The 24,666-nt window shown below is 69.4% G+C and carries 25 protein-coding genes; 11 read left to right on the forward strand and 14 right to left on the reverse strand.

What is annotated here, in order from left to right; translation table 11 throughout:
* Positions 1-53 precede the first annotated feature (53 nt).
* Positions 54-944, forward strand: a complete 891-nt coding sequence (locus tag ACIBKX_RS00730) for a winged helix-turn-helix transcriptional regulator (RefSeq protein WP_363277353.1) — start codon at positions 54-56, stop codon at positions 942-944.
* Here ACIBKX_RS00730 and ACIBKX_RS00735 read toward each other — a convergent pair.
* Together ACIBKX_RS00735 and ACIBKX_RS00740 are read right to left on the reverse strand one after the other, a co-directional pair.
* Positions 933-1,484, reverse strand: coding sequence for a TetR family transcriptional regulator (locus ACIBKX_RS00735; RefSeq protein WP_363277354.1), 552 nt, complete (start codon positions 1,482-1,484; stop codon positions 933-935). The genes ACIBKX_RS00730 and ACIBKX_RS00735 overlap by 12 nt on opposite strands.
* The gene (locus tag ACIBKX_RS00740) at positions 1,484-1,804 is read right to left on the reverse strand and encodes a multidrug efflux SMR transporter (protein WP_363277355.1); all 321 of its coding nucleotides are present in this window, start codon (positions 1,802-1,804) and stop codon (positions 1,484-1,486) included. The genes ACIBKX_RS00735 and ACIBKX_RS00740 overlap by 1 nt, the downstream gene beginning before the upstream one ends.
* Positions 1,805-2,079: 275 nt before the next feature.
* Between ACIBKX_RS00740 and ACIBKX_RS00745 the strand changes: the two genes are divergently transcribed.
* Positions 2,080-3,099, forward strand: coding sequence for a hypothetical protein (locus ACIBKX_RS00745; protein WP_363277356.1), 1,020 nt, complete (start codon positions 2,080-2,082; stop codon positions 3,097-3,099).
* A 75-nt stretch (positions 3,100-3,174) separates the two neighbouring features.
* Here the strand turns inward: ACIBKX_RS00745 and ACIBKX_RS00750 are convergent, their stop codons facing one another.
* The 8 genes from ACIBKX_RS00750 to ACIBKX_RS00785 all read right to left on the reverse strand — a co-directional run bounded on the left by ACIBKX_RS00750 (position 3,175) and on the right by ACIBKX_RS00785 (position 9,759).
* Complete coding sequence (locus ACIBKX_RS00750) at positions 3,175-3,510, reverse strand: metal-sulfur cluster assembly factor (protein WP_135329414.1); 336 nt, start codon at positions 3,508-3,510, stop codon at positions 3,175-3,177.
* The gene (gene sufU / locus ACIBKX_RS00755) at positions 3,507-3,983 is read right to left on the reverse strand and encodes a Fe-S cluster assembly sulfur transfer protein SufU (RefSeq protein ID WP_363277357.1); all 477 of its coding nucleotides are present in this window, start codon (positions 3,981-3,983) and stop codon (positions 3,507-3,509) included. Before sufU ends, ACIBKX_RS00750 begins: the two co-directional genes overlap by 4 nt.
* A gap of 16 nt (positions 3,984-3,999) precedes the next feature.
* The gene (locus ACIBKX_RS00760; RefSeq protein WP_363277358.1) at positions 4,000-5,256 is read right to left on the reverse strand and encodes a cysteine desulfurase; all 1,257 of its coding nucleotides are present in this window, start codon (positions 5,254-5,256) and stop codon (positions 4,000-4,002) included.
* On the reverse strand, positions 5,253-6,017 hold the full coding sequence (gene sufC / locus ACIBKX_RS00765; RefSeq protein WP_363277359.1) for a Fe-S cluster assembly ATPase SufC: 765 nt from the start codon (positions 6,015-6,017) through the stop codon (positions 5,253-5,255). The genes ACIBKX_RS00760 and sufC overlap by 4 nt, the downstream gene beginning before the upstream one ends.
* A gap of 5 nt (positions 6,018-6,022) precedes the next feature.
* The gene (locus ACIBKX_RS00770) at positions 6,023-6,340 is read right to left on the reverse strand and encodes a bifunctional 3-phenylpropionate/cinnamic acid dioxygenase ferredoxin subunit (protein WP_363277360.1); all 318 of its coding nucleotides are present in this window, start codon (positions 6,338-6,340) and stop codon (positions 6,023-6,025) included.
* The gene (gene sufD, locus ACIBKX_RS00775; protein ID WP_363277361.1) at positions 6,337-7,518 is read right to left on the reverse strand and encodes a Fe-S cluster assembly protein SufD; all 1,182 of its coding nucleotides are present in this window, start codon (positions 7,516-7,518) and stop codon (positions 6,337-6,339) included. The genes ACIBKX_RS00770 and sufD overlap by 4 nt, the downstream gene beginning before the upstream one ends.
* Positions 7,519-7,609: 91 nt before the next feature.
* Positions 7,610-9,031 (reverse strand): Fe-S cluster assembly protein SufB, encoded by a 1,422-nt coding sequence (gene sufB / locus ACIBKX_RS00780; RefSeq protein WP_363277363.1) that lies wholly within the window; start codon positions 9,029-9,031, stop codon positions 7,610-7,612.
* Complete coding sequence (locus ACIBKX_RS00785; protein ID WP_363277364.1) at positions 9,028-9,759, reverse strand: metalloregulator ArsR/SmtB family transcription factor; 732 nt, start codon at positions 9,757-9,759, stop codon at positions 9,028-9,030. Before ACIBKX_RS00785 ends, sufB begins: the two co-directional genes overlap by 4 nt.
* Before the next feature lie 123 nt (positions 9,760-9,882).
* On the opposite strand from ACIBKX_RS00785, the gene ACIBKX_RS00790 reads away from it, so the two are divergent.
* The 4 genes from ACIBKX_RS00790 to ACIBKX_RS00805 all read left to right on the forward strand — a co-directional run bounded on the left by ACIBKX_RS00790 (position 9,883) and on the right by ACIBKX_RS00805 (position 13,205).
* Positions 9,883-10,278, forward strand: coding sequence for an AAC(3) family N-acetyltransferase (locus tag ACIBKX_RS00790; RefSeq protein ID WP_399375549.1), 396 nt, complete (start codon positions 9,883-9,885; stop codon positions 10,276-10,278).
* Between the two features lie 150 nt (positions 10,279-10,428).
* On the forward strand, positions 10,429-11,355 hold the full coding sequence (locus tag ACIBKX_RS00795; RefSeq protein WP_363277365.1) for an ABC transporter ATP-binding protein: 927 nt from the start codon (positions 10,429-10,431) through the stop codon (positions 11,353-11,355).
* Positions 11,352-12,122, forward strand: a complete 771-nt coding sequence (locus ACIBKX_RS00800) for an ABC transporter permease (RefSeq protein ID WP_363277366.1) — start codon at positions 11,352-11,354, stop codon at positions 12,120-12,122. Before ACIBKX_RS00795 ends, ACIBKX_RS00800 begins: the two co-directional genes overlap by 4 nt.
* A gap of 75 nt (positions 12,123-12,197) precedes the next feature.
* Positions 12,198-13,205, forward strand: a complete 1,008-nt coding sequence (locus ACIBKX_RS00805; protein WP_363277367.1) for a COX15/CtaA family protein — start codon at positions 12,198-12,200, stop codon at positions 13,203-13,205.
* A gap of 43 nt (positions 13,206-13,248) precedes the next feature.
* Here the strand turns inward: ACIBKX_RS00805 and ACIBKX_RS00810 are convergent, their stop codons facing one another.
* From ACIBKX_RS00810 to ACIBKX_RS00820, 3 genes are all read right to left on the reverse strand, one after another.
* Positions 13,249-14,328, reverse strand: a complete 1,080-nt coding sequence (locus ACIBKX_RS00810; protein ID WP_363277368.1) for an amidohydrolase — start codon at positions 14,326-14,328, stop codon at positions 13,249-13,251.
* Positions 14,329-14,452: 124 nt separating this feature from the next.
* Entirely contained in the window at positions 14,453-14,800 is a 348-nt protein-coding gene (locus ACIBKX_RS00815; RefSeq protein WP_363277369.1) for a hypothetical protein, read from the reverse strand.
* Between the two features lie 96 nt (positions 14,801-14,896).
* Positions 14,897-15,850, reverse strand: a complete 954-nt coding sequence (locus tag ACIBKX_RS00820; RefSeq protein WP_363277370.1) for a heme o synthase — start codon at positions 15,848-15,850, stop codon at positions 14,897-14,899.
* Positions 15,851-16,249: 399 nt separating this feature from the next.
* Between ACIBKX_RS00820 and tkt the strand changes: the two genes are divergently transcribed.
* The 5 genes from tkt to pgl are packed head-to-tail and all read left to right on the forward strand — an operon-like array spanning position 16,250 to position 22,867.
* Positions 16,250-18,343: a transketolase gene (gene tkt, locus ACIBKX_RS00825; RefSeq protein WP_363277372.1), complete on the forward strand. Its 2,094-nt coding sequence runs from the start codon at positions 16,250-16,252 to the stop codon at positions 18,341-18,343.
* 45 nt (positions 18,344-18,388) lie between these two features.
* Positions 18,389-19,507, forward strand: a complete 1,119-nt coding sequence (gene tal / locus ACIBKX_RS00830) for a transaldolase (RefSeq protein ID WP_363277373.1) — start codon at positions 18,389-18,391, stop codon at positions 19,505-19,507.
* Between the two features lie 5 nt (positions 19,508-19,512).
* The gene (zwf, locus tag ACIBKX_RS00835) at positions 19,513-21,045 is read left to right on the forward strand and encodes a glucose-6-phosphate dehydrogenase (protein WP_363277374.1); all 1,533 of its coding nucleotides are present in this window, start codon (positions 19,513-19,515) and stop codon (positions 21,043-21,045) included.
* Entirely contained in the window at positions 21,042-22,091 is a 1,050-nt protein-coding gene (gene opcA / locus ACIBKX_RS00840) for a glucose-6-phosphate dehydrogenase assembly protein OpcA (RefSeq protein ID WP_363277375.1), read from the forward strand. The genes zwf and opcA overlap by 4 nt, the downstream gene beginning before the upstream one ends.
* Positions 22,088-22,867 (forward strand): 6-phosphogluconolactonase, encoded by a 780-nt coding sequence (gene pgl, locus ACIBKX_RS00845; RefSeq protein ID WP_363277376.1) that lies wholly within the window; start codon positions 22,088-22,090, stop codon positions 22,865-22,867. Before opcA ends, pgl begins: the two co-directional genes overlap by 4 nt.
* A gap of 69 nt (positions 22,868-22,936) precedes the next feature.
* On the opposite strand, the gene pgi is transcribed toward pgl, so the two are convergent.
* On the reverse strand, positions 22,937-24,589 hold the full coding sequence (pgi, locus tag ACIBKX_RS00850; protein ID WP_399375551.1) for a glucose-6-phosphate isomerase: 1,653 nt from the start codon (positions 24,587-24,589) through the stop codon (positions 22,937-22,939).
* Between the last annotated feature and the right edge of the window lie 77 nt (positions 24,590-24,666).

Genomic DNA, 24,666 nt, shown 5'->3' on the forward strand with positions numbered 1-24,666 from the left:
CCCGCCCCCTGAGTCAGTTCCTTTTGGGAACGGACTATGTCAGCATGAGGGGCATGGCGCAACGGACCCGACTCGACGACGACCACTGCGCCATCGCGCAGGCCCTGGACGTGGTGGGCGACTGGTGGACCCTCCTGATCGTGCGCGACACGGCCCGCGGCCTGCACCGCTTCGACGAGCTGCAGCGCGAACTGGGCGTCTCCCGCAAGGTGCTGACCGAGCGGCTGCGGCTCCTGGTGGACGCGGGCGTACTGGAACGCGTCCCGTACCAGGACCGCCCGCCGCGCCACGAGTACCGACTGACGCCGCGCGGCCGCGCCCTGCTGCCGGTCCTGGTCGCACTGCAGGACTGGGGCGACACCTGGGTACTGGGAGAGGGAGAGACGATGGCGACCGCGGCGGAGGCCTCCGTGGAGGCACAGCGCGTGCACGAGCTGCTCGGGACGAGACTCCCGGAGCTTCAACTCCTCGCCCACGACGGGGAGTTGCGGGACCCAGTGGCCGAGTCCACCCCGTACACCGTCCTGTACTGCTTCCCCGGCGCGTACGCCCGCCCGGACGCCTACCCGCCCGGCTGGGCCGGGATCCCGGGCGCGCGCGGCTGCACCCTGGAGTCCTGCACCTACCGCGATCAGCTCACGGAGTTCACCGCGGCGGGCGCGAGCGTCCACGGCGTATCGACCCAACGCCCGGACGAACAAAGGGCGTTCGCCGAGAAGGAGCGGATCCGCTTCCCGCTCCTCTCGGACGCGGAGCTGAACCTGACGGCGGCACTGCGCCTGCCGACGTTCCGCACGGCGGGGGTGAGCCGCCTGAAGCGGCTGACCCTGGTGGTGGACCGGGAGCGGGTCGTACGGGACGTGCAGTATCCGGTCACGGACGTGACGGCGAGCGTCGAGGCGGCGCTGGCGGCGGTCAATCGCCTTGCCGGGTCACCCGGTTGAGGATGCCGGAAGCAGCCGGTTGAACATTTCACGGGCGTACGCCTTGTCATAGACCCCGTCCGTCAGCAGCACCTGCAGACAGATCCCGTCCATCAGCGCGACCAGCGCCCGCGCGGTGGCCGGGTCGGTGCGCTCGGCGAAGACCCCGGCCAGCTCGTCGCACCAGCAGGCGGCCACCGGCCGCAGCGCGGGCCTGCGCAGGGCCGCCAGATACAGCTCGTACTCAAGCTCGACGGCCGTACGCTCCTGGCCTAGCCACAGTGCGAGGATCTCGGCGATCTCGCCGGCGAGGTCGACGCGCGGGTCCTGGAAGGCGCCCCGGCTCGCGACGACTTTCGCGAAGCCCTCGTTGGCCTGCCGCAGCGCGGCGAGCAGCAGCTCGTCGAGTGTCTTGAAGTGGTACGTCGTCGACCCGAGCGGCACATCGGCCTCGGCCGCCGCCGACCGATGGCTGAGCGCCCCGATGCCCTTCTCGCCCACCACCCGGATCGCGGCGTCGATGATCCGCTGGCGCCGCTCGGGATCGTACCGACGAGCCATCAGTGCGCACCGCCGAGGTTGAGCACGACGACTCCGGCGATCACGAGGCCGATCCCCGCGACCTTCACCAGACTGGTCGACTCCCCCAGGAACAGCATGCCGATGGCGGCGACGGCGGCGGTCCCTGCCCCCGCCCAGATCGCGTAGGCGGTGCCCACGGACAGCGTCTTCAGCGTCTGCGCGAGCAGCGTGAAGGCGACCAGATATCCGGCGACGGTGATCAGCGAGGGCCAGAGCCTGCTGAACCCCTCGCTGTACTTCATGGCCGTCGTCCCGGCCACCTCCGCCGCGATCGCCGCGGCCAGCAGTCCGTATCCCATGCGTACGAGTGTACATAACGTTGTGTACGGGCGTACGCAACAACCGGAAGCGGAGGGGAGAAAACCGGTTAAGGTGGCGCAATCACTGTGGGGGGCCACAGAGAACACTCGGCAGAATCCGCACGACACTACGGAGCACAAGAGCGATGTCGGACACATCGGGGTGGGGACCTCAGGGACCACAGGGACCACAGGGACCTTACGGCGGGCCGCCCGGACCGTATGGTGCGCCGTACGGCGCACCCCCCGGCTGGGGCTGGAACGGCAGCGGCTGGGTGCCGCCGCCCCCGCCGCCGAAGCCGGGCGTCATACCCCTGGCCCCGCTCGGCGCCAACCACGTCATCGGCGGCGCGTTCGCGACGATGCGGCGCTACGCCAAGCCGCTGTTCGGCACCGCAGCGGCGGCCTACGGCCTGCTCGCCGTAGTCGTCGTGGCCGGTCTCGGGGTCGCCTACGTCGCGACCCGGGAACACGTCAGCGCCATCTACGAAGCGGACGCGGACTTCACCTGGGACGACGCCAGGCCGATCCTCGTCGCGTTCGGCCTGGCGTGGCTGCTGTTCATGCTCGCCACGCTGGTCGTCAACTCGTTCGTCCAGGCCTCGTGCGCCGCCACGCTGCACGAGGCGGTCCTCGGCCGCCCGGCGAGATTCGGCGCGGTCTGGCGCAGGGCGTGGTCACGGACGCCGTCCGTGCTGGCCGTGACCCTGCTGCTCTCGCTCATTCTGATGCTGCCGATGGCCGGGTTCGCGCTGGTCCTCTTCTCCGTCGTCTTCCTGATGATGACCCAGTCGCTCATCCCGATCGGCCTGGTCTTCCCGCTGTTCCTGCTGACGATCCCGCTCGCGGCCTGGCTGTACGTCCTGTTCGCCTTCGCCCCTGCGGCGGCGGTCCTGGAGACGGCGGGCCCCTTCACGGCGTTGCGGCGCTCCGTGCGCCTGGTGCGCGGCGCCTGGTGGCGCACGTTCGGCATCTCACTGCTCGCGGGCCTCATCGTGGTGGGCGTCTCCCTGGCCCTGCGCCTCCCCCTGCAGTTCGCCGCCCCGACCCCGCCCCCGGTCGACCCGGACGACCCCGCGTCGGCCTACCTCCTCGACCAACTGCGCTCCCAGTTCGGCCTGTACGCCGTCCTCGGCCTGCTCGCCAGCTTCCTCACCCAGCTGGCCGCCACGGTGTTCCTGCCCCTGGTGACGGCCCTCCTGTACATCGACCGCCGCATCCGCAAGGAGGGGCTGGCGCAGACGCTGACGGAGGCGTCGGCAGTCCAGGAGCCGGTCCAGGATCCGGTCCCGTAAACACAGTTCGGCCCCCCGCACCCAAGGTGCGGGGGGCCGAATCAGCGGTCCTGTCTCAGACCCTGAGGTCCTGTCTCAGACGTTGAACCCAAGCGCCCGAAGCTGCTCGCGGCCATCGTCCGTGATCTTGTCCGGGCCCCACGGCGGCATCCAGACCCAGTTGATCCGCAGCTCGTTCACGATGCCGTCGGTGGCGGACTTCGCCTGGTCCTCGATGACGTCCGTCAGCGGGCAGGCCGCCGAGGTGAGCGTCATGTCGATCGTCGCGATGTTCGCGTCGTCGATGTGGATGCCGTAGATCAGGCCCAGGTTGACGACGTCGATGCCCAGCTCGGGGTCGACGACGTCGTACAGCGCCTCGCGGACCTCTTCCTCGGAGGCCGGCTTCGTCAGCGTCTCGTTCTCGCTCATGCGGTCTTCCTCTCAGCGATCCCGGCCTCGGCGCCCTCGAGCGCCTGGGCCGTCGCGTCCTTCCACGCCATCCAGCTCAGCAGAGCACACTTGACCCGCGCCGGGTACTTCGAGACCCCGGCGAACGCGACCGCGTCCTCCAGGACCTCCTCCATCGCGTCGTCGGGCTCCAGCTTGCCCTTGGACTGCATCAGCTCCAGGAACACGGCCTGGATCTTCTGCGCCTCGGCGAGCTCCTTGCCGACGAGCAGATCGTTCAGGACGGACGCGCTGGCCTGGCTGATGGAGCAGCCCTGGCCCTCGTACGACACGTCGGCGATCGTCGAACCGTCGTACTTGACGCGCAGCGTGATCTCGTCGCCGCACGTCGGGTTGACGTGGTGCACCTCGGCGTCGCCATCACGCAGACCGCGCCCGTGCGGGTGCTTGTAGTGGTCCAGGATGACTTCCTGGTACATCGAATCCAGCTTCACGTTCCCAGCCAGCCCCTCAGCCGAAGAAGTTCCGTACGTGCTCCAGGCCGTCGATCAGCGCGTCGATCTCGCCGGGCGTGGAGTACAGATAGAACGACGCTCGCGTGGTCGCAGGAATTCCGTAGCGGAGGCAGACGGGGCGGGCGCAGTGGTGACCCACGCGGACCGCGATGCCTTCCTCGTCCAGGACCTGGCCCACGTCGTGCGGGTGGATGTCGCCGAGCGTGAAGGAGATCGCGGCGCCGCGGTCCTCGGCCGATGCCGGGCCGATGATCTTGAGGTCGGGGACCTCAAGGAGGCGCTTGACCGCGTACTCGGTGATCGCGTGCTCATGAGCGGCGATCTTGTCCATGCCGATCGCGGACAGGTAGTCCACGGCCGCGCCCAGGCCGACGGCCTGGGAGACCGGGGGCGTACCCGCCTCGAACTTGTGCGGCGCGGGAGCGTACGTCGACGAGTGCATCGACACCGTCTCGATCATCTCGCCGCCACCGAGGAAGGGCGGGAGATCTTCGAGGAGCTCCTGCCGTCCCCACAGGACGCCGATGCCCGTCGGGCCCAGCATCTTGTGGCCGGTGAAGGCCACGAAGTCAGCCTGCAGCGCCTGCACGTCGAGCACCATGTGCGGGGCGGCCTGCGAGGCGTCGATCAGGACGAGCGCGCCGACTTCCTGGGCGCGGCGCACGATGGCCTCGACCGGGTTGAGCGTGCCCAGGATGTTCGACACGAGCACGAAGGAGACGATCTTCGTCTTCTCCGTGATGACCTCGTCGATGTTGGAGAGGTCGAGCCGGCCGTCGTCGGTCAGGCCGAACCACTTCAGCTTCGCGCCCGTGCGCTGCGAGAGCAGCTGCCACGGCACGATGTTGGAGTGGTGCTCCATCTCCGTGATGACGATCTCGGTCTCGTGGTCCACGCGGTAGGGCTCGTCGGCCCAGCCGAGCATGTTCGCGACGAGGTTGAGCGACTCCGAGGCGTTCTTGGTGAAGATCACCTCGTCGCGGCTCGGCGCGTTGATGAACGCCGCGACCTTGTCACGCGCGCCCTCGTACAGCGCCGTGGCCTCCTCCGCGAGGACATGCACGCCGCGGTGGACATTGGCGTTGTGCTTCTCGTAGTACTCGTTGAGTACGTCGAGCACCTGGCGCGGCGTCTGGGAGGTCGCCGCGTTGTCCAGGTACACGAGCTTCTTGCCGTCGTGGATCGTGCGATCCAGGATCGGGAAGTCCTTGCGGATCGCCTCGGTGTCGAGGAGGCCCGGCAGCTGTGTCACGCGGATACGCCACCCTTCGTGTAAGCCTCGTAGCCCTCGGCCTCGAGCTTGTCGGCGAGCTCCGCGCCGCCGGACTCGGCGATGCGGCCGTTCGCGAAGACGTGCACGAAGTCGGGCTTGATGTAGCGCAGGATGCGCGTGTAGTGCGTGATCAGCAGGGTGCCGACCTCGCCCGTGTCACGGACACGGTTGACGCCGTCGGAGACCTGACGCAGGGCGTCGACGTCCAGACCGGAGTCCGTCTCGTCGAGGATCGCGATCTTCGGCTTGAGGAGCTCCATCTGGAGGATCTCGTGGCGCTTCTTCTCACCGCCGGAGAAGCCCTCGTTCACGTTGCGCTCGGCGAAGGCCGGGTCCATCTGGAGCTGCTCCATCGCGGACTTGACCTCCTTCACCCAGGTGCGCAGCTTGGGGGCCTCGCCGCGGATCGCGGTGGCCGACGTGCGCAGGAAGTTGGAGACCGAGACGCCGGGGACCTCGACCGGGTACTGCATGGCCAGGAACATGCCGGCGCGGGCGCGCTCGTCGACGGACATCTCCAGGACGTCCTCGCCGTCGAGGGTGACGGTGCCCTGCGTGATCGTGTACTTGGGGTGACCCGCGATCGAGTACGCGAGGGTCGACTTGCCGGAGCCGTTCGGGCCCATGATGGCGTGGGTCTCGCCCTGCTTCACGGTCAGGTCGACACCCTTGAGGATTTCCTTGGTGCCGTTGTCGACCTCGACGGTGACGTGCAGGTCGCGGATTTCAAGCGTTGCCATGTGCCTCAGGACTCCTGGGTGAGGGAGACGAGCACATCGTCCCCTTCGATCTTTACGGGGTATACGGGGACGGGGCGCGTCGCGGGAAGGCCGGACGGCTTGCCGGTGCGGAGGTCGAACGCGGAGCCGTGCAGCCAGCACTCGATCTGACAGTCCTCCACCTCTCCCTCGGAGAGGGAGACGTTCGCGTGCGAGCAGATGTCGTGGATCGCGAACACCTCGCCCTCGGTGTGGACGACCGAGACCGGCGTGCCGTCGAGTTCCACCCGCTTCGGGGTGTCCTCCGACAGCTCGCTCAGCCCACAGGCGCGTACGAAGGTCATGCGACCGTCGCCTCCAGCTCCTCTTCGATCTTGGCGATGAGGCGCTCCTCGACATCCGGGATGCCGATCTGCTGGATCAGCTCGGCGAAGAAGCCGCGGACGACCAGGCGACGGGCCTCGTCCTCCGGGATGCCGCGCGACTGCAGGTAGAAGAGCTGCTCGTCGTCGAAGCGGCCGGTCGCCGAGGCGTGGCCCGCGCCGACGATCTCGCCGGTCTCGATCTCCAGGTTCGGCACGGAGTCGACTCGGGCGCCGTCGGTCAGAACCAGGTTGCGGTTCATCTCGTACGTGTCCGTGCCCTCGGCCGCGGCCTCGATGAGGACGTCGCCGATCCACACCGCGTGGGCGTCGTCGCCCTGGAGCGCGCCCTTGTAGACGACGTTCGACTTGCAGTGCGGGGTGTTGTGGTCGACCAGGAGGCGGTGCTCCTGGTGCTGGCCGGCGTCGGTGACGTACAGACCGAGGAGCTCGGCCTCGCCGCCCGTGCCCGCGTACTCGACGCGCGGGTGCAGCCGGACCACGTCGCCGCCGAAGGTCACGACGACCGACTTGAAGGAGGCGTCCCGGCCGAGCAGCGCGTTGTGCTGCGCGACGTGCACGGCCTTGTCGTCCCAGTCCTGGACGGAGACGACGGTCAGCTTGGCGCCGTCGCCGACGACGAAGTCGACGTTGGCGGCGAGCACGGCGTCACCGGTGTGGTCGATGACGACGAGGGCCTCGGCGAACGCGCCGACCTCGATGACCTGGTGCGCGAAGGCGGTGCCGCCCTCGCCGTGCACGGCGATCCGGATGGGCTCGGTGAGCACCGTCTCCTTGGGGACGGTCACCACCGAGGCCTTCTCGAAGGACGTGTACGCCTGCGCGGCGATGCGGTCGACGGGCTTGCCCGCCTTGCCGACGCGCGCGTCGTCACGGCCGACGGTCTCCTGGGTGACGCCCTCGGGCGCGGTCACCTCGACGCGGATGCCGCCGCTCGCGACCGCCGTCCCGTCGTGCAGCCCGCGCAGGCGCTCCAGCGGCGTGAACCGCCACTCCTCCTCGCGGCCGTGCGGCACCGGGAAGTCCGCCACGTCGTAGGACGGGGGCGCGCTCATGCGGGTCGCGACGGTGGACTCGGCGGCCACCGCGATCGATCCGGCGGTGGTGGACCCCACCGGGATGTTCTGAGCCTCAGCCATGGCTGTCGTCGTGCTCTCTCTCTGCGTAAAGAAGTCAGTCGCTGCTACGGGGGCCCGGCCGGTGCGGTGACCGGCCGGGACGCGGCCGGTGTTAACCGACCGAACCCTCCATCTGCAGCTCGATCAGCCGGTTCAGCTCCAGGGCGTACTCCATGGGCAGCTCCTTGGCGATCGGCTCGACGAAGCCGCGGACGATCATCGCCATGGCCTCGAACTCGGTCATGCCGCGGCTCATCAGGTAGAAGAGCTGGTCGTCGGAGACCTTGGAGACGGTGGCCTCGTGACCCATGGAGACGTCGTCCTCGCGGACGTCGACGTACGGGTAGGTGTCCGAGCGCGAGATCGTGTCGACGAGCAGCGCGTCGCACAGCACGTTCGACTTCGATCCGGCGGCACCTTCGCCGATCTCGACGAGACCGCGGTAGGACGTACGGCCGCCGCCACGCGCCACGGACTTCGAGACGATGTTGGAGGACGTGTTCGGCGCCATGTGGACCATCTTGGAGCCGGCGTCCTGGTGCTGCCCCTCGCCCGCGAAGGCGATCGACAGGGTCTCACCCTTGGCGTGCTCGCCCATGAGGTAGACGGCCGGGTACTTCATGGTGACCTTGGAACCGATGTTGCCGTCGATCCACTCCATGGTCGCGCCCTCGTACGCCACGGCGCGCTTGGTGACCAGGTTGTAGACGTTGTTCGACCAGTTCTGGATCGTCGTGTAGCGGCAGCGGCCGCCCTTCTTGACGATGATCTCGACGACGGCGGAGTGCAGCGAGTCCGACTTGTAGATCGGCGCGGTGCAGCCCTCGACGTAGTGAACGTATGCATCTTCATCGACGATGATCAGCGTCCGCTCGAACTGGCCCATGTTCTCCGTGTTGATACGGAAGTAGGCCTGGAGCGGAATCTCGACGTGCACGCCCTTCGGCACGTAGATGAACGACCCACCCGACCACACGGCGCTGTTCAGCGAGGCGAACTTGTTGTCACCGACGGGGATGACGGTCCCGAAGTACTCCTTGAAGAGCTCCGGGTGCTCCTTCAGGGCCGTGTCGGTGTCCAGGAAGATGACGCCCTGCTCCTCCAGGTCCTCGCGGATCTGGTGGTAGACGACCTCGGACTCGTACTGGGCCGCGACACCGGCGACGAGGCGCTGCTTCTCCGCCTCGGGGATGCCGAGCTTGTCGTACGTGTTCTTGATGTCCTCGGGCAGGTCCTCCCAGGACTCCGCCTGCTTCTCCGTGGAGCGCACGAAGTACTTGATGTTGTCGAAGTCGATGCCCGACAGGTCCGAGCCCCAGTTCGGCATGGGCTTCTTGTCGAAGAGGCGCAGGCCCTTGAGGCGCAGCTTGGTCATCCACTCCGGCTCGGACTTCTTGGCCGAGATGTCCCGGACGACGTCCTCGTTGATGCCGCGCTTGGCAGAGGCACCAGCCGCGTCGGAGTCGGCCCAGCCGTATTCGTACGTACCCAGACCCTCGAGTTCGGGGTGGGCAGTCTCCGTGGGGAGAGTCATGCGGGGTTCCTCCCGGCCGTGCTTGCAGATGCGTTATGTGTGGTCTGTGGGGTGTTGCGAGGAATGAACGTCGTGCAGACGCCGTCGCCGTGGGCGATGGTGGCGAGCCGCTGGACATGCGTTCCGAGCAGGACGGAGAAGATCTCCGTCTCCGCCTCGCACAGTTGCGGGTACTGCTCGGCGACATGAGCGACGGGGCAGTGGTGCTGGCACAGCTGCTCTCCCACGGGGGCGCTGCGCGCCGTAGCAGCGTACCCGTCGGCGGTCAACGCCTTCGCAAGAGCCTCGGTGCGCTGCTCCGCGGGGGCCGCGTCGATCGCCTTCCGGTAGGTCTCGGCCGCCGTGGCGATCCGCTCGCGGGCGAATTCGACGACCGCTCCCTCGCCGTGCCGCTCGCTGATCCAGCGCAGGGCTTCGGCGGCGAGCTTGTCGTAGGACTGGTCGAAGGCGTCGCGGCCGCAGTCGGTCAGCGCGAAGACCTTGGCGGGCCGGCCGCGGGTACGCGCTCCGTAGACCCGCTTCTCCCGGGGCTCGACGACGTTCTCGTGCACCAGGCTGTCGAGGTGACGGCGGACCGCCGCCTGGGTGAGGCGGAGGCGGCCCGCGAGGTCGGCGACCGTCGAGGGACCGTGATCCAGGATGGACCGCGCGACCCGGTTGCGCGTAGACCGATCCGAGCGCACCCCAGCCGCGAGTTCCTCCTGCGGAGCCTCGCCAACGTTTTTCACAACGCCATTGTTGCGTAATTCCTCAGAGCCTGACAACCCGCGTCCGGATCACGGTCCGGTGCGCTGCATCACTTAGGCATACCTAAGCTGACCTGCGAAAACGATCATTGATCGATCAAATCGGTGGCACGCGCAAGCGGCTCCGAGGACACTCTCCAACCATGCCCACACCCCCTCCGACCGGCCCTTTGTGTACGAGGACGTCGCTCGCCGCGGGCTCGGCGTACGGCCCGGCGAGACCCCACGCTCGGCTGGGTCAGCGGCGGACAGACCACGGTCGTCCAGGCACTGCTCGACGCCCTCGGCGAGCAGGGCACCCTCGTGGTCCCCACGCAGTCCAGCGACAACGTAGTCGTCCGCGGCCACGCTGTGGCTGGTCGCGCCCCGCGGCGGAGCCGCAAATGTCACAGCCCCGCGCCCCTTCGGGGCACGACCCGCGGCACGCGACGAGACGCGAGGGGACGTGTCGGTATGTCCGCACGGAGCACGGTGCGCAGGCCTCCCGAGCCGAAGCAGTAAAGGGGCTTGCAGGAGATGGCGAGTACGGACATACCGGCGCGGCCCCGCCCCACAACCGAACCGCGACGCCCAGAGCACTGCGACGCCCGCCCCCAAGACGAGCCGCACCCCCTGCCCGCACCCTCTCCCTCCCTCTCTAGACTTCCCGCCATGGGAACTGAGTCCGTCGTCCAGGTCACCGGCCTGGTCAAGCGGTACGGCAAGAAGACCGCGGTGGACGGCCTCGACCTCCGGGTCCGTGCGGGCACCGTCACCGCGGTCCTGGGGCCGAACGGCGCGGGGAAGACCACCACCGTCGAGACCTGCGAGGGCTACCGCAGGCCGGACGGCGGCACGGTCCGCGTCCTCGGCCTCGACCCGGTCACGCAGGCCGCCGCCCTGCGCCCCCGCATCGGCGTGATGCTCCAGTCCGGAGGCGTCTACTCCGGAGCCCGCGCCGACGAGATGCTGCGCCATGTCGCCAAGCTGCACGCCCACCCGCTGGACGTGGACGCGCTCATCGAACGCCTCGGGCTCGACAGCTGCGGGCGCACCACCTACCGGCGCCTCTCCGGCGGCCAGCAGCAGCGCCTCGCGCTCGCGATGGCCGTGGTGGGGCGGCCCGAGCTGGTCTTCCTGGACGAGCCCACCGCGGGCCTGGACCCGCAGGCACGCCGGGCCACCTGGGACCTCGTACGCGATCTGCGGCGCGACGGCGTCAGCGTCATCCTCACCACGCACCACATGGACGAGGCCGAACAGCTCGCCGACGAGGTCGCGATCATCGACGCGGGCAAGGTCATCGCCGAGGGCACCCCCGAGCAGCTCTGCAAGGGCGGCGCCGAGAACACCCTGCGCTTCACCGGCCGCCCCGGACTGGACGTCGGCTCCCTGCTGAAAGCACTCCCGCCGGATTCCGCCGCCGCCGAACTCACCCCCGGCGCCTACCGCGTGACCGGCACGGTCGACCCCCAGCTGCTCGCCACCGTCACCTCCTGGTGCGCCCAGCACGGCGTGATGCCGGAGAAGATCGCGGTGGAACGCCACACCCTCGAAGACGTCTTCCTGGAGCTCACAGGCAAGGAGCTGCGCGGATGAGCGCCGCCGGTACGTACACACCGAAGCCGGGCGCCGCCCCGCTCCCCCGCATGATCGCCGCGCAGGCCGCGCTCGAGACGAAGATGCTGCTGCGCAACGGCGAGCAGCTGCTCCTCACGGTCGTGATCCCGACCCTGCTGCTCGTGCTGTTCAGCGCGGTCGACATCGTCGACACGGGCAAGGGCGAGGCCGTGGACTTCCTCGCCCCCGGCATCCTCGCGCTCGCCGTGATGTCGACGGCGTTCACCGGGCAGGCCATCGCGACGGGCTTCGAGCGGCGCTACGGCGTGCTCAAGCGGCTCGGCGCGTCCCCGCTGCCCCGCTGGGGCCTGATGGCGGCCAAGACCCTCTCGGTCCTGGTAACCGAGGTCCTGCAGATCGTGCTGCTCACGGCCATCGCCTTCGCGCTCGGCTGGTCGCCGCAGGGCAACCCCTTCGCCGTACTCCTCCTGCTGATCCTCGGCACCGCCGCCTTCTCGGGGCTCGGGCTGCTGATGGCGGGCACCCTGAAGGCGGAGGCGACGCTCGCCGCGGCGAACCTGGTCTTCCTGCTCCTGCTCGTCGGCGGCGGTGTCATCGTCCCGCTCGACAAGTTCCCGGACGCGGCCCAGTCGGTGCTCGGCCTGCTGCCGATCTCCGCGCTCTCGGACGGCCTGCGGGACGTGCTCCAGCACGGGGCGGGGATGCCGTGGGGCGACCTCGGGATCCTCGCGGTGTGGTCGGTCGTCGGGCTCGGCACGGCGGGGAAGTTCTTCCGCTGGGAGTAGCGGCCGGGGTAAGCCGCGTCACAAAAGCACCGCATACGTCCCCCTCGTGAAGCCGTGCACAAGCGGCCCCCTACGATGGGGCCCGTGCCAAACGTGACCCGAGCCGACGCCGCTCAAGCCGTGCGCAACCCGCTCGCCTTCATCGCCGAACGCTGGACCCCGCAGCAGCGGACCGTCCGGCGCGCGGCCATGATCTCGCTCGTGATGACGGTCTGCATCGTGGTCACCGGTGGCGCCGTCCGCCTGACCGGCTCCGGCCTCGGCTGCCCGACCTGGCCCAAGTGCACCGACGAGTCGCTCACCGCGACCAGCGAGATGGGCTTCCACGGCTTCATCGAGTTCGGCAACCGCCTGCTGACGTACGTGCTGTGCGCGGCCGTCGGCTGGGCGATCATCACGGCCCGCTCGCAGAAGCCGATGCGGCGCAGCCTCACCCGGCTCGGCTGGATCCAGTTCTGGCTGGTCATGGGCAACGCAGTGCTCGGCGGCATCGTCGTGCTCGTCGGCCTGAACCCGTGGACCGTCGCGGCGCATTTCCTGCTCTCCACCGGTCTGATCGCGGTCGCCGTCACGATGTGGCAGCGCACCCGCGAGGGCGACGCCGAGCCGCGCCCGCTGGTCGGCAAGGCCGTGGTGCAGCTGGTGTGGTTCCTGCTCGCGGCTTCGGCGCTGCTGATCGCGGCCGGCACGATCGTCACCGGATCGGGTCCGCACGCGGGCGACTCCAGCGAGGTGCCGCGGATGGGCTTCGACTGGGAGACGGTCAGCAAGGTGCACGCGGTCCTCGCCTGGATCGTGGTGACCCTGACGTTCGCCCTGTGGTTCGTCCTCAAGGCCGTCGACGCGCCCAAGGGCCCGCTGAACCGCACCCGCGACCTGTTCCTGATCCTGCTCGCCCAGGGCGCGATCGGCTACGTCCAGTACTTCACGGACCTGCCCGAGGTCCTGGTGGGCCTGCACATGTTCGGCTCGTGCCTGGTGTGGATCGGCGTGATGCGGGTGCTGCTGTCGCTGCGCGAGCGCCCGCTGACCGCGGTGGAGGTCCCGGCGCAGGCCGACGACTCCCGCCTTTCCGCGGTCTGAGGCCGGGCGACCGCCAGAGCCCGCATCTGAGGCCGGGCGACCGCTAGAGCCCGTACACGCGGCGGGCGTTGTCCGCCGCGACCAGACCCGCCACCCGCTGCGCGTCCGCCAGCGACCAGGCGCCCTCCGCGACCCAGCCGCCGAGCACCCTGCCCAGCGCCTCCTTGAACAGCCGCGCGCCCACCACGTGCAGCTCGGGAAGGCCGTGCGCGCCGCTGGAGAACAGCACCTTGCCGAACGGCGCCAGCTCCAGGATCTCCGCGAGTACGGCCGCCGCGCGGGCCCCGGTGCGCACCAGGGCGGGGCCCAGATCGGCGTACACATGCGGGAAGTCGCCCGCGAGCTGGGCGGCGCCCCGGTGGTACGGGTAGCCGTGCAGCAGCACCAGATCGGTGCCGAGCCCCGCGGTCGCCCGCGCGAAGCCGCCGAACGACGCCTGCGGATCGCCGTCCCCCGCGTGCAGTTGCAGCGGGCGCCCCGAGGCGACCGCGATCCACAGCAGATGCCGCAGCAGCACGGGATCGCCGAGCGCGCCGCCCACCTGCCGCCCCGAGAGCCAGCGCCCCGCGGCGCCCCGCACCTCGCCGGGGCCCGGCGGTTCCGGGGTCAGGGCGAGGCCGTGCCGGACCCCCGCGAGCGAGGTGAACGCGACGGCGCCCGCGGCCGCGGCGTGCACGGACTCGGCGAGATTGGCCAGGAAGGAGTCGACGGTGCCCGAGGTGTCGGCGACCTGCTCGGCGAGGAGTTCCAGGCGGACGATCTCATGGGCCTCGGCGGCACCGGCGGACGCCATCTCGCCGGGTCCCGTCAGATCGCCGGGCAGTCCCGTGTCGACGAGGTACGTCGTGATGCCGCTGCCCCTGAGCAGCCGCCGGCCCGCCTCCAGCACGCCCAGTTCACGGCGGCGGGCGAGATAGCGGGCGGGCGGGCAGTGCGGCTCGAGGCCGAGCAACGGCGGGCACCAGCGGCGCACCGCGAAGCCGGTCTGGGTGTCGAAGAAGGTGGTGCCGGGCGCGGGCGGGCCCTCGCCGCGGCCGAGGTGGGCCTCGAAGGTGCCGAGGCCCAGCTCCGTACGCAGCACGCCATGGCAGTACTGGTCCACCAGAGACGGCGTTTCGATCATCCGGGCTCCCGGTAGGCGGACCTTGCTCCTACGGTCCTAACGGGTGACCCGGTCGTCAGGTGTTGCTTTCGGCCGTTCTCGGGAAGTGCCGTGCCCGTCCCGGGAGGTCTCCGCGCGGCGGCCGTCAGCCGTTGCGCTTGCCGCCGATCTGGATGCCCGCCATCCGCGACCACTCGTAGGGCCCGGTCTTCACCTTGGCGGCGAACTCGCCGTCGAAGTCCTCGTGGACGGTGATGCCGGCCTTCTCCACGGCGCTCTGCGCGATGGCGTAGGTGGGCGCCACCAGGTCGCCCCAGCCGCCGTCCTCGCCGACCAGGACGATCCGGGTGCCGTGCTCCCCGATGTACGCGACCTGGCCCTCGGCACCGCCGTGCGCCTTGGCGAACGTACCGATCTCCTTGGCGAGCCTGGCCGCCTTGCGCTCGGCCTTCGCCGCCTGCTTGCTGCTCTCCACCTGCTGCGTCTCTGCCATGGGCAGGATGCTACCGACGGGTAGATCAACTGGCGACGGGCGGGGCACGTGGCGTTCAACACCACGCGCCCCGCCCGTCGGCGGAGTTCCGCAGGATCAGCGCAGGAAGGGGTCCACCGCGACCGCCACGAAGAGCAGCGAGACGTACGTGATCGACCAGTGGAAGAGCCGCATCTCCTTGAGCTTGCCGCCGGTGACCTCGGCCTTGGCGCGGTTCTGCAGGCCGTGCGCCTCCCAGAGCCAGAAGCCGCCGGAGAGCAGGGCCACGGCCGTGTAGAACCAGCCGGTGTAGCCGAGCGGCTGGAGCAGCAGGGACACGGCGACCATGACCCAGCTGTAGATCACGATCTGCTTCGCCACGACCTTGTTGGAGGCGATGACCGGCAGCATCGGCACGCCCACGCGCGCGTAGTCGTCCTTGACCTTCATGGACAGCGGCCAGTAGTGCGGCGGCGTCCAGAAGAACATGACCATGAAGAGGATGACCGGCGCCCACGACATGGAGTTGGTGACCGAGGACCAGCCGATGAGGACCGGCAGACAGCCGGCGATGCCGCCCCAGACGATGTTCTGCGACGTACGGCGCTTCAGGATCATCGTGTAGACGACCACGTAGAAGAGCAGTGCGCCCAGGGAGAGCCAGGCCGACAGCCAGTTGACGGTCAGGCCGAACAGGAGCGTGGAGATCACCGCGAGCGAGATGCCGAAGACCAGGCACTCGCGGGGGCTCACCATGCCGGTGACCAGCGGCCGTTGCGACGTACGGTCCATCAGGGCGTCGATGTCGCGGTCGATGTACATGTTGAGCGCGTTGGCTCCGCCCGCCGACAGGTAGCCGCCGACGCAGGTCAGCAGCACGAGCCACAGGTCGGGCACACCCTGCTCGGCGAGGAACATCACCGGAACAGTGGTGATCAGGAGGAGCTCGATGATCCGCGGCTTCGTGAGCGCCACGAACGCCATGACACGGGCCCCGAACGGCCGGTGGCTTGGGCTAGAGCTCGTCCCAATCGCTCCCGCTGGACGGGATTCAACGGCCGTCACGCACACCCCTGACAGAGACTTCCCAGCAAGCCGCCGGGACGTTCAGACATGAAGATCCGGTAAAGGCTCGCGCGTACCACGCCACTGTAGACGTTGCCCATACCTCGCCCTTCGCGGGGGTGGGGTCGTGTTGGACGGCGTGTTGAGTCGGCCGGGAAGCTCCCGGAATCGTGGTGCTGCACCCGTTCAGATGAGCGGTCGGGCACTCGTTCACACAGTCCATCTGAGCGGCTGCGACTTCACATGGTGAACACCGTGGATCCCTTTCAACAGGCGGATCCGGACGCATCCCGGCAGTCTGGAATGACTCGAAAAAATGCACGTCTTTACAGCGGTAGGCTCGACATCGGCCGGTGGGATCTACATCGCCGGCATTCGACATGTGGAGAGGAGCCCTGACTCAGGGTGAGCACCAAGCCGACCACCACAGACTTCGAGTGGACCGAATTGGACCAGCGGGCCGTTGACACCGCCCGCGTCCTGGCCGCCGACGCCGTACAGAAGGTCGGCAACGGCCATCCGGGTACGGCCATGAGCCTCGCGCCTGCCGCGTACACCCTCTTCCAGAAGGTGATGCGGCACGACCCGGCGGACGCCGAGTGGGCCGGACGCGACCGGTTCGTGCTGTCCGCGGGACACTCGTCCCTGACCCTCTACATCCAGCTGTACCTGGCCGGCTTCGGCCTGGAGCTGGACGACCTGAAGGCGTTCCGCACCTGGGGCTCCAAGACGCCGGGTCACCCGGAGTACGGGCACACCACGGGTGTGGAGACGACGACCGGGCCGCTGGGCCAGGGTGTCGCGAACGCCGTGGGCATGGCGATGGCCGCCCGTTACGAGCGGGGCCTGTTCGACCCGGAGGCCGCGGCGGGCACCTCGCCGTTCGACCACTACATCTACGCCATCGCCGGTGACGGCTGCCTCCAGGAGGGCATCTCCGCCGAGGCGTCCTCGCTGGCCGGGCACCAGAAGCTCGGCAACCTGGTCCTGCTGTGGGACGACAACCACATCTCGATCGAGGGCGACACGGAGACCGCGATCTCCGAAGAGACCATGCAGCGGTACGAGGCCTACGGCTGGCACGTGCAGCGCGTGGAGCCCAAGGAGAACGGCGACCTGGACCCGCAGGCCCTGTTCGAGGCGATCGAGGCGGCGAAGGCGGTGACGGACAAGCCGTCCTTCATCGCGATGCGCTCGATCATCGCCTGGCCCGCGCCGAACGCGCAGAACACCGAGGCCGCGCACGGCTCGGCGCTCGGCGACGAGGAGGTCGCGGCCACCAAGCGCGTCCTGGGCTTCGACCCGGAGCAGACCTTCGAGGTCTCCGACGAGGTCATCGGGCACACCCGCGCCGCCCTCGACCGCGGCCGTGACGCCAAGGCCGAGTGGGAGAAGGGCTTCGCCGCCTGGCGCACCGCCAACGGCGAGCGCGCCGCCGAGTTCGACCGCGTCGCCGCGGGCGAGCTGCCGCAGGGCTGGGAGGAGAAGCTCCCGGTCTTCGAGACGGGCAAGGGTGTCGCCACCCGCGCCGCGTCCGGCAAGGTGCTGCAGGCCCTCGGCCCGGTCATCCCCGAACTGTGGGGCGGCTCCGCCGACCTGGCGGGCTCCAACAACACCACGATCGACAAGACGTCGTCGTTCCTCCCCGCGGACAACCCGCTGCCGGAGGCCGACCCGTACGGCCGCACGATCCACTTCGGCATCCGCGAGCACTCCATGGCCGCGGAGATGAACGGCATCGCGCTGCACGGCGGCACCCGTATCTACGGCGGCACCTTCCTGGTGTTCTCCGACTACATGCGCAACGCGGTGCGTCTGTCCGCGCTGATGCACCTGCCGGTGACGTACGTGTGGACGCACGACTCCATCGGCCTGGGCGAGGACGGCCCGACGCACCAGCCGGTCGAGCACCTGGCCTCGCTGCGTGCCATCCCCGGCCTGAACGTGGTCCGCCCGGCCGACGCCAACGAGACCGCGATCACCTGGCGCGAGATCCTCAAGCGCTACACCAAGGTGTTCGGCAAGGGCGCCCCGCACGGTCTGGCGCTGACCCGGCAGGGCGTGCCGACGTACGACCGTGAGGTCACCGAGGGCGCGGTCAAGGGCGGTTACGTCCTGTTCGAGGCCGAGGGCGGCAAGCCCGAGGTCGTCCTCATCGGTACGGGCTCCGAGGTGCAGCTCGCCGTCGAGGCGCGCGAGCAGCTCCAGGCGGCCGGCGTTCCGACGCGGGTCGTGTCGATGCCGTGCGTCGAGTGGTTCGAGGAGCAGACGCAGGAGTACCGCGACAGCGTGCTTCCGCCGTCCGTGAAGGCGCGCGTGGCGGTCGAGGCGGGCATCGGTCTGACGTGGCACAAGTACGTCGGTGACGCCGGACGCATCGTTTCGCTGGAGCACTTCGGCGCTTCGGCCGACGGCAAGGTCCTCTTCCGCGAGTTCGGCTTCACCGGCGACGCCGTCGCCGCCGCCGCCCGGGAATCCCTCGAAGCCGCTCAGCGCTGACGCCGAACAGACGACGAAATCATAGGAACCGGAGATGTAACCCTCATGACAGACGCACTCAAGCGCCTCTCCGACGAAGGCGTCGCGATCTGGCTGGACGACCTGTCGCGCAAGCGGATCACGTCCGGCAATCTGGCCGAACTGATCGACCAGAGCCACGTGGTGGGCGTCACGACCAACCCGTCGATCTTCCAGAAGGCGATCAGCAGCGGTGACGGCTACGAGCAGCAGCTCGCCGACCTCGCCGCCCGCAAGGTCACCGTCGAAGAGGCCATCCGCATGATCACGACGGCGGACGTCCGTGACGCCGCCGACATCCTGCGCCCGGTCTTCGACGCGACGGACGGCCAGGACGGCCGGGTGTCGATCGAGGTCGACCCGCGCCTGGCGCACAACACGGCGGCCACGGTCGCCGAGGCCAAGCAGCTCGCCTGGCTGGTGGACCGCCCGAACACGCTCATCAAGATCCCGGCGACGAAGGCGGGCCTGCCCGCGATCACCGAGGTCATCGGCAAGGGCATCAGCGTGAACGTGACGCTGATCTTCTCGCTTGAGCGCTACCGCGAGGTCATGGACGCGTACCTGGCGGGCCTGGAGAAGGCGAAGGCCGCGGGCCTGGACCTCTCCAAGATCCACTCGGTGGCGTCCTTCTTCGTGTCCCGCGTGGACACCGAGATCGACAAGCGCCTGGACGGCATCGGCACGGACGAGGCCAAGGCCCTCAAGGGCAAGGCCGCGCTCGCCAACGCCCGGCTCGCCTACGAGGCGTACGAGGACGTGTTCTCGTCGGACCGCTGGGCCGCCCTCGACAAGGCGCAGGCCAACAAGCAGCGTCCGCTGTGGGCCTCGACCGGCGTCAAGGACCCGGCGTACAAGGACACCCTGTACGTCGACGACCTGGTCGCGCCGAACACGGTGAACACCATGCCGGAGGCCACCCTGGAGGCGACCGCCGACCACGGGCAGATCACCGGCAACACCGTGGCGGGCACCTACGACGCCTCGCGCGGTGAGATCGAGGCCGTCGAGAAGCTCGGCATCAGCTACGACGACGTCGTGCAGCTTCTTGAGGACGAGGGCGTGGAGAAGTTCGAGGCGTCCTGGAACGACCTGCTCAAGTCCACCGAGGCGGAGCTCAAGCGCCTCACCCCTTCGGAGGGCTGACCACCTTGACCGCAGTTCATGGAGCGAACCCGCTCCGTGACGCCGCAGACCGACGGCTCCCGCGTATCGCGGGGCCGTCGGGCCTGGTCATTTTCGGTGTCACGGGCGATTTGTCCCGAAAGAAGCTGATGCCCGCGGTGTACGACCTCGCGAACCGAGGTCTGCTCCCGCCGGGCTTCTCCCTCATCGGGTTCGCCCGCCGCGAGTGGCAGGACGAGGACTTCGCGCAGGAGGTGCACGACGCGGTCAAGCAGCACGCGCGCACGCCCTTCCGCGAGGAGGTCTGGCAGCAGCTCATCCAGGGCATGCGCTTCGTCCAGGGCAACTTCGACGACGACGACGCCTTCGAGCAGCTCAAGGCGACCATCCAGGACCTCGACAAGGCGCAGGGCACGGGCGGCAACTTCGCCTTCTACCTCTCCGTGCCGCCGAAGTTCTTCCCGGACGTCGTCCAGCAGCTCAAGAAGCACGGGCTCGCGGACGCCCCCGAGGGCTCCTGGCGCCGCGCGGTCATCGAGAAGCCCTTCGGGCACAACCTGGCGTCCGCCAAGGACCTCAACTCGATCGTCCACGAGGTGTTCGCCCCGGACCAGGTCTTCCGGATCGACCACTACCTGGGCAAGGAGACCGTCCAGAACATCCTGGCGCTGCGCTTCGCCAACCAGATGTTCGAGCCGATCTGGAACCGGTCGTACGTCGACCACGTGCAGATCACGATGGCCGAGGACATCGGTATCGGCGGCCGGGCCGGCTACTACGACGGCATCGGCGCCGCCCGTGACGTCATCCAGAACCACCTCCTCCAGCTGATGGCGCTGACCGCGATGGAGGAGCCCGCCTCCTTCGACGCGGACGCGCTGGTCGCCGAGAAGGCGAAGGTGCTCGGCGCCGTCCGGCTGCCCAAGGACCTCGGCGAGAGCACGGTCCGCGGGCAGTACTCCGCGGGCTGGCAGGGCGGCGAGAAGGCCGTCGGCTATCTCCAGGAAGACGGCATCGACCCCAAGTCGAAGACCGACACCTACGCGGCCATCAAGCTGGAGGTGGACAACCGCCGCTGGGCGGGCGTCCCCTTCTACCTGCGCACCGGCAAGCGCCTGGGCCGCCGCGTCACCGAGATCGCGGTCGTCTTCCAGCGCGCCCCGCACTCCCCCTTCGACCACACGGCGACGGAGGAGCTGGGCCAGAACGCGATCGTCATCCGCGTCCAGCCCGACGAGGGCATCACGGTCCGCTTCGGCTCCAAGGTGCCCGGTACGTCGATGGAGATCCGCGACGTGTCGATGGACTTCGCGTACGGCGAGTCCTTCACTGAGTCCAGTCCGGAGGCGTACGAGCGGCTCATCCTGGACGTCCTGCTCGGCGACGCCAACCTCTTCCCGCGCACGGAGGAGGTCGAGCTGTCCTGGAACATCCTCGACCCGATCGAGGAGTACTGGGACGAGCACGGCAAGCCCGCGCAGTACCCGGCAGGCACGTGGGGCCCGACCGAGGCGGACGACATGCTCGCACGAGACGGACGGAGCTGGCGTCGGCCATGAAGATCGACCTCACGGACACCACGTCCAGCAAGATCAACAAGGCGCTCGTCAAGGGCCGCCGCGCGATCGGCACCCCGGCCGTCGGCATGGTCCTCACCCTCGTCATCGTCACCGACGAGGAGAACGCCTACGACGCCCTGAAGGCCGCCAACGAGGCGTCCCGCGAACACCCTTCGCGCACCCTGGTCGTCATCCGGCGCGCCGCCCGCTCGCCCCGTGACCGCACCACATCGCGCCTGGACGCCGAGGTGCGGGTCGGCGCGGACGCGGGCACCGGCGAGACGGTCGTCCTGCGGCTGTACGGCGAGGTCATCAACCACGCCCAGTCGGTCGTCCTGCCGCTGCTGCTGCCCGACGCCCCCGTGGTCGTCTGGTGGCCGGTGAACGCCCCGCTGGACCCGTCCAACGACCCGCTCGGGGCGCTGGCCCAGCGGCGCGTCACGGACACCTACGCGGCGGAGCAGCCGATCCACGAGCTGACCGCGCGCGCCGAGGCGTACCACCCCGGTGACACGGACCTGTCCTGGACCCGGATCACGCCGTGGCGCTCGATGCTGGCGGCCGCGCTCGACCAGGTCACCTGCAAGGTCACCGCCGTCGAGGTGGAGGGCGAGGAGTTCAACCCGAGCTGCGAGCTGCTCGGCATGTGGCTCGCCGACCGGCTCGACGTCCCGGTGAAGCGCCTGCTCTCCGCGGGCCCCGGTCTGACCGCCGTACGCATGGACACCGACTGCGGTCCCATCACGCTCGGCCGGCCCGACGGCTCGCTCGCGACGCTCTCCATCCAGGGGCAGCCCGACCGCGCGGTGGCGCTCAAGCGCCGCGAGACGGCCGAGCTGATCGCCGAGGAGCTGCGCCGTCTAGACCCGGACGACACCTACGCGTCCGCGCTGAGGTTCGGCGTGGAGCGGCTCGGCGAACCGACGCCACAGGCTCCGGCGAAGGCGGCCGCGACTGCGGCGGCGGCTCCGGCCGCGGAGCAGGCCGAGCCCAAGAAGGCCGCTCCCGCGAAGAAGGCCGCGGCGAAGAAGGCGGTCGCCAAGTGAGCGCGGCACCACAGCTCGTCGTCCACCGCGACAAGGAGCTGATGGCACAGGCGGCAGCGGCCCGGCTGATCACGAAGATCGTCGACGCGCAGTCCGCGCGGGGCTACGCGTCGGTGGTCCTCACCGGCGGCCGCAACGGCAACGGCCTGCTGGCGGCGCTGAGTTCGGCCCCCGCGCGGGACGCGATCGACTGGTCGCGCCTGGACCTGTGGTGGGGCGACGAGCGCTTCCTGCCGGACGGTGACCCGGAGCGCAACTACACCCAGGCCAAGGCGGCGCTGCTCGACTCGGTGCCGCTCAATCCGGCGCGGGTGCATCCGATGCCCGCTTCGGACGGCGCCTACGAGGCGGACGCGGCGGCGGGCGTCTACGCCGCCGAGCTCGCGGCGGCGGCCGGACCCGAGGACCACGGTCCGGTGCCGACGTTCGACGTGCTGATGCTGGGCGTCGGGCCCGACACCCATGTCGCCTCGCTCTTCCCGGAGTTGCCGGCGGTCCGCGAGACGGAGCGCACGGTGGTCGGCGTGCACGGCGCGCCCAAGCCGCCGCCCACCCGCATCACGCTCACCCTCCCGGCGATCCGGTCGGCCCGCGAGGTGTGGCTGCTCGCGGCGGGCGAGGACAAGGCGAACGCGGCGGCGATCGCCCTCTCCGGAGCGGGCGAGATACAGGCTCCCGCGGCGGGCGCCTACGGCAGGTCGCGCACCCTGTGGCTGCTGGACGCGGCGGCGGCCTCGCAGCTGCCGCGCGACCTGTATCCGCCGGCTTCGCCCTGAGCGACCGCTGAAACGCCGTACGGCCCGGACCGCCTCTCGGTGGTCCGGGCCGTACGGCGTTTCAGGGGCTCAACGCCCGCGCAGCGTCCGGTACTTGGCGACGAGCGCCTTCGTCGACTCGTCGAGTCCGGGGACGTCCGCGCCCTCGGTGAGCGCCGGCTCGACGCGCTTGGCGAGCACCTTGCCGAGCTCGACGCCCCACTGGTCGAAGGAGTCGATGTTCCAGACGGCGCCCTGCACGAACACCTTGTGTTCGTAGAGCGCGACGAGTTGGCCGAGAACCGACGGCGTCAGTTCCCCGGCGAGGATCGTCGTCGTCGGGTGATTGCCCCGGAACGTCTTGTGCGGGACCAGTTCCTCCGGCACCCCTTCGGCCCGCACCTCGTCCGGCGTCTTGCCGAACGCCAACGCCTGTGTCTGCGCGAAGAAGTTGGCCATCAGGAGGTCGTGCTGGGCGACCAGACCCGGCAGCAGATCACCGACCGGCTCGGCGAAGCCGATGAAGTCCGCCGGGATCAACTTCGTGCCCTGGTGGATGAGTTGGTAGTACGCGTGCTGCCCGTTGGTACCCGGGGTGCCCCAGACGACCGGCCCTGTCTGCCAGTCGACGCGCTCACCGTCACGGCCGACGGACTTGCCGTTGGACTCCATGTCCAGCTGCTGGAGGTACGCGGTGAACTTGGAGAGGTAGTGCGAGTACGGCAGCACGGCGTGCGACTGGGCGTCGTGGAAATTGCCGTACCAGATGCCCAACAGACCAAGGAGCAAAGGTGCGTTGGCCTCGGCGGGGGCGGTGCGGAAGTGCTCGTCGACCAGGTGGAAGCCGTCGAGCATCTCACGGAAGGCGTCCGGGCCGATCGCGATCATCAGCGAGAGACCGATCGCCGAGTCGTACGAGTAGCGGCCGCCGACCCAGTCCCAGAACTCGAACATGTTCGCCGTGTCGATACCGAACCCGGCGACCTTCTCGGCGTTCGTCGAGAGGGCCACGAAGTGCTTGGCCACCGCGCTCTGGTCGGCGCGCAGGCCGGTGAGCAGCCAGTCGCGCGCGGAGGTGGCGTTCGTGATCGTCTCGATGGTCGTGAAGGTCTTCGAGGCGATGACGAAGAGCGTCTCGGCCGGGTCCAGGTCCCGCACGGCCTCGTGCAGATCGGCGCCGTCCACGTTCGACACGAACCGCACGGTGAGGTCGCGGTCGGTGAAGGAGCGGAGCACCTCGTACGCCATCGCGGGACCGAGGTCCGAGCCGCCGATGCCGACGTTCACGACGTTCTTGATGCGCTTGCCCGTGTGGCCCGTCCACGCACCGGAGCGGACCTTGTCGGCGAAGGCGGCCATCCGGTCGAGGACTTCACGCACCTTCGGTACGACGTTCTCGCCGTCGACCTCGATCACCGCACCGGCCGGGGCACGCAGAGCCGTGTGCAGCACGGCGCGGCCCTCGGTCGTGTTGATCTTCTCGCCGCGGAACATCGCGTCACGCAGCCCGAACACATCGGTCGCGACGGCCAGCTCGCGGAGCAGCGTCAGCGTCTCGTCCGTGATCAGGTGCTTGGAGTAGTCGATGTACAGGTCGCCGACCTGGAGCGAGTACGCCGTACCACGCGCCGGATCCTGCGCGAACAGCTCACGCAGCTGCACCTCCCCCAGCTGCTCCCGGTGCTTGCCGATCGCCGCCCACTCGGGCGTCTGGTTGAGCCGCGCGCGGCTTTCTGCGTTCATCTCGGACTTCAGCCTTCTCTCGTACCCATGTACGTACCTTGCCCCGCTGCACGGTCCAACCTAATTGATCAGGGCCC

It is taken from the genome of Streptomyces sp. NPDC050658 (genome assembly GCF_044457025.1).
In the GTDB taxonomy this organism is placed as follows: domain Bacteria; phylum Actinomycetota; class Actinomycetes; order Streptomycetales; family Streptomycetaceae; genus Streptomyces.

Coding starts and splice junctions, on each gene's coding strand:
- ACIBKX_RS00735 (WP_363277354.1), bottom strand. CDS start 1,484: ATGGCTCGTCGGTACGATCCCGAGCGGCGCCAGCGGATCATCGACGCC.
- sufD (WP_363277361.1), bottom strand. CDS start 7,518: ATGGCTGAGGCTCAGAACATCCCGGTGGGGTCCACCACCGCCGGATCG.
- ACIBKX_RS00770 (WP_363277360.1), bottom strand. CDS start 6,340: ATGACCTTCGTACGCGCCTGTGGGCTGAGCGAGCTGTCGGAGGACACC.
- pgi (WP_399375551.1), bottom strand. CDS start 24,589: ATGAACGCAGAAAGCCGCGCGCGGCTCAACCAGACGCCCGAGTGGGCG.
- sufC (WP_363277359.1), bottom strand. CDS start 6,017: ATGGCAACGCTTGAAATCCGCGACCTGCACGTCACCGTCGAGGTCGAC.
- ACIBKX_RS00815 (WP_363277369.1), bottom strand. CDS start 14,800: ATGGCAGAGACGCAGCAGGTGGAGAGCAGCAAGCAGGCGGCGAAGGCC.
- ACIBKX_RS00800 (WP_363277366.1), top strand. CDS start 11,352: ATGAGCGCCGCCGGTACGTACACACCGAAGCCGGGCGCCGCCCCGCTC.
- ACIBKX_RS00810 (WP_363277368.1), bottom strand. CDS start 14,328: ATGATCGAAACGCCGTCTCTGGTGGACCAGTACTGCCATGGCGTGCTG.
- ACIBKX_RS00805 (WP_363277367.1), top strand. CDS start 12,198: ATGGGGCCCGTGCCAAACGTGACCCGAGCCGACGCCGCTCAAGCCGTG.
- sufB (WP_363277363.1), bottom strand. CDS start 9,031: ATGACTCTCCCCACGGAGACTGCCCACCCCGAACTCGAGGGTCTGGGT.
- ACIBKX_RS00750 (WP_135329414.1), bottom strand. CDS start 3,510: ATGAGCGAGAACGAGACGCTGACGAAGCCGGCCTCCGAGGAAGAGGTC.
- tal (WP_363277373.1), top strand. CDS start 18,389: ATGACAGACGCACTCAAGCGCCTCTCCGACGAAGGCGTCGCGATCTGG.
- opcA (WP_363277375.1), top strand. CDS start 21,042: ATGAAGATCGACCTCACGGACACCACGTCCAGCAAGATCAACAAGGCG.
- ACIBKX_RS00730 (WP_363277353.1), top strand. CDS start 54: ATGGCGCAACGGACCCGACTCGACGACGACCACTGCGCCATCGCGCAG.
- ACIBKX_RS00740 (WP_363277355.1), bottom strand. CDS start 1,804: ATGGGATACGGACTGCTGGCCGCGGCGATCGCGGCGGAGGTGGCCGGG.
- ACIBKX_RS00795 (WP_363277365.1), top strand. CDS start 10,429: ATGGGAACTGAGTCCGTCGTCCAGGTCACCGGCCTGGTCAAGCGGTAC.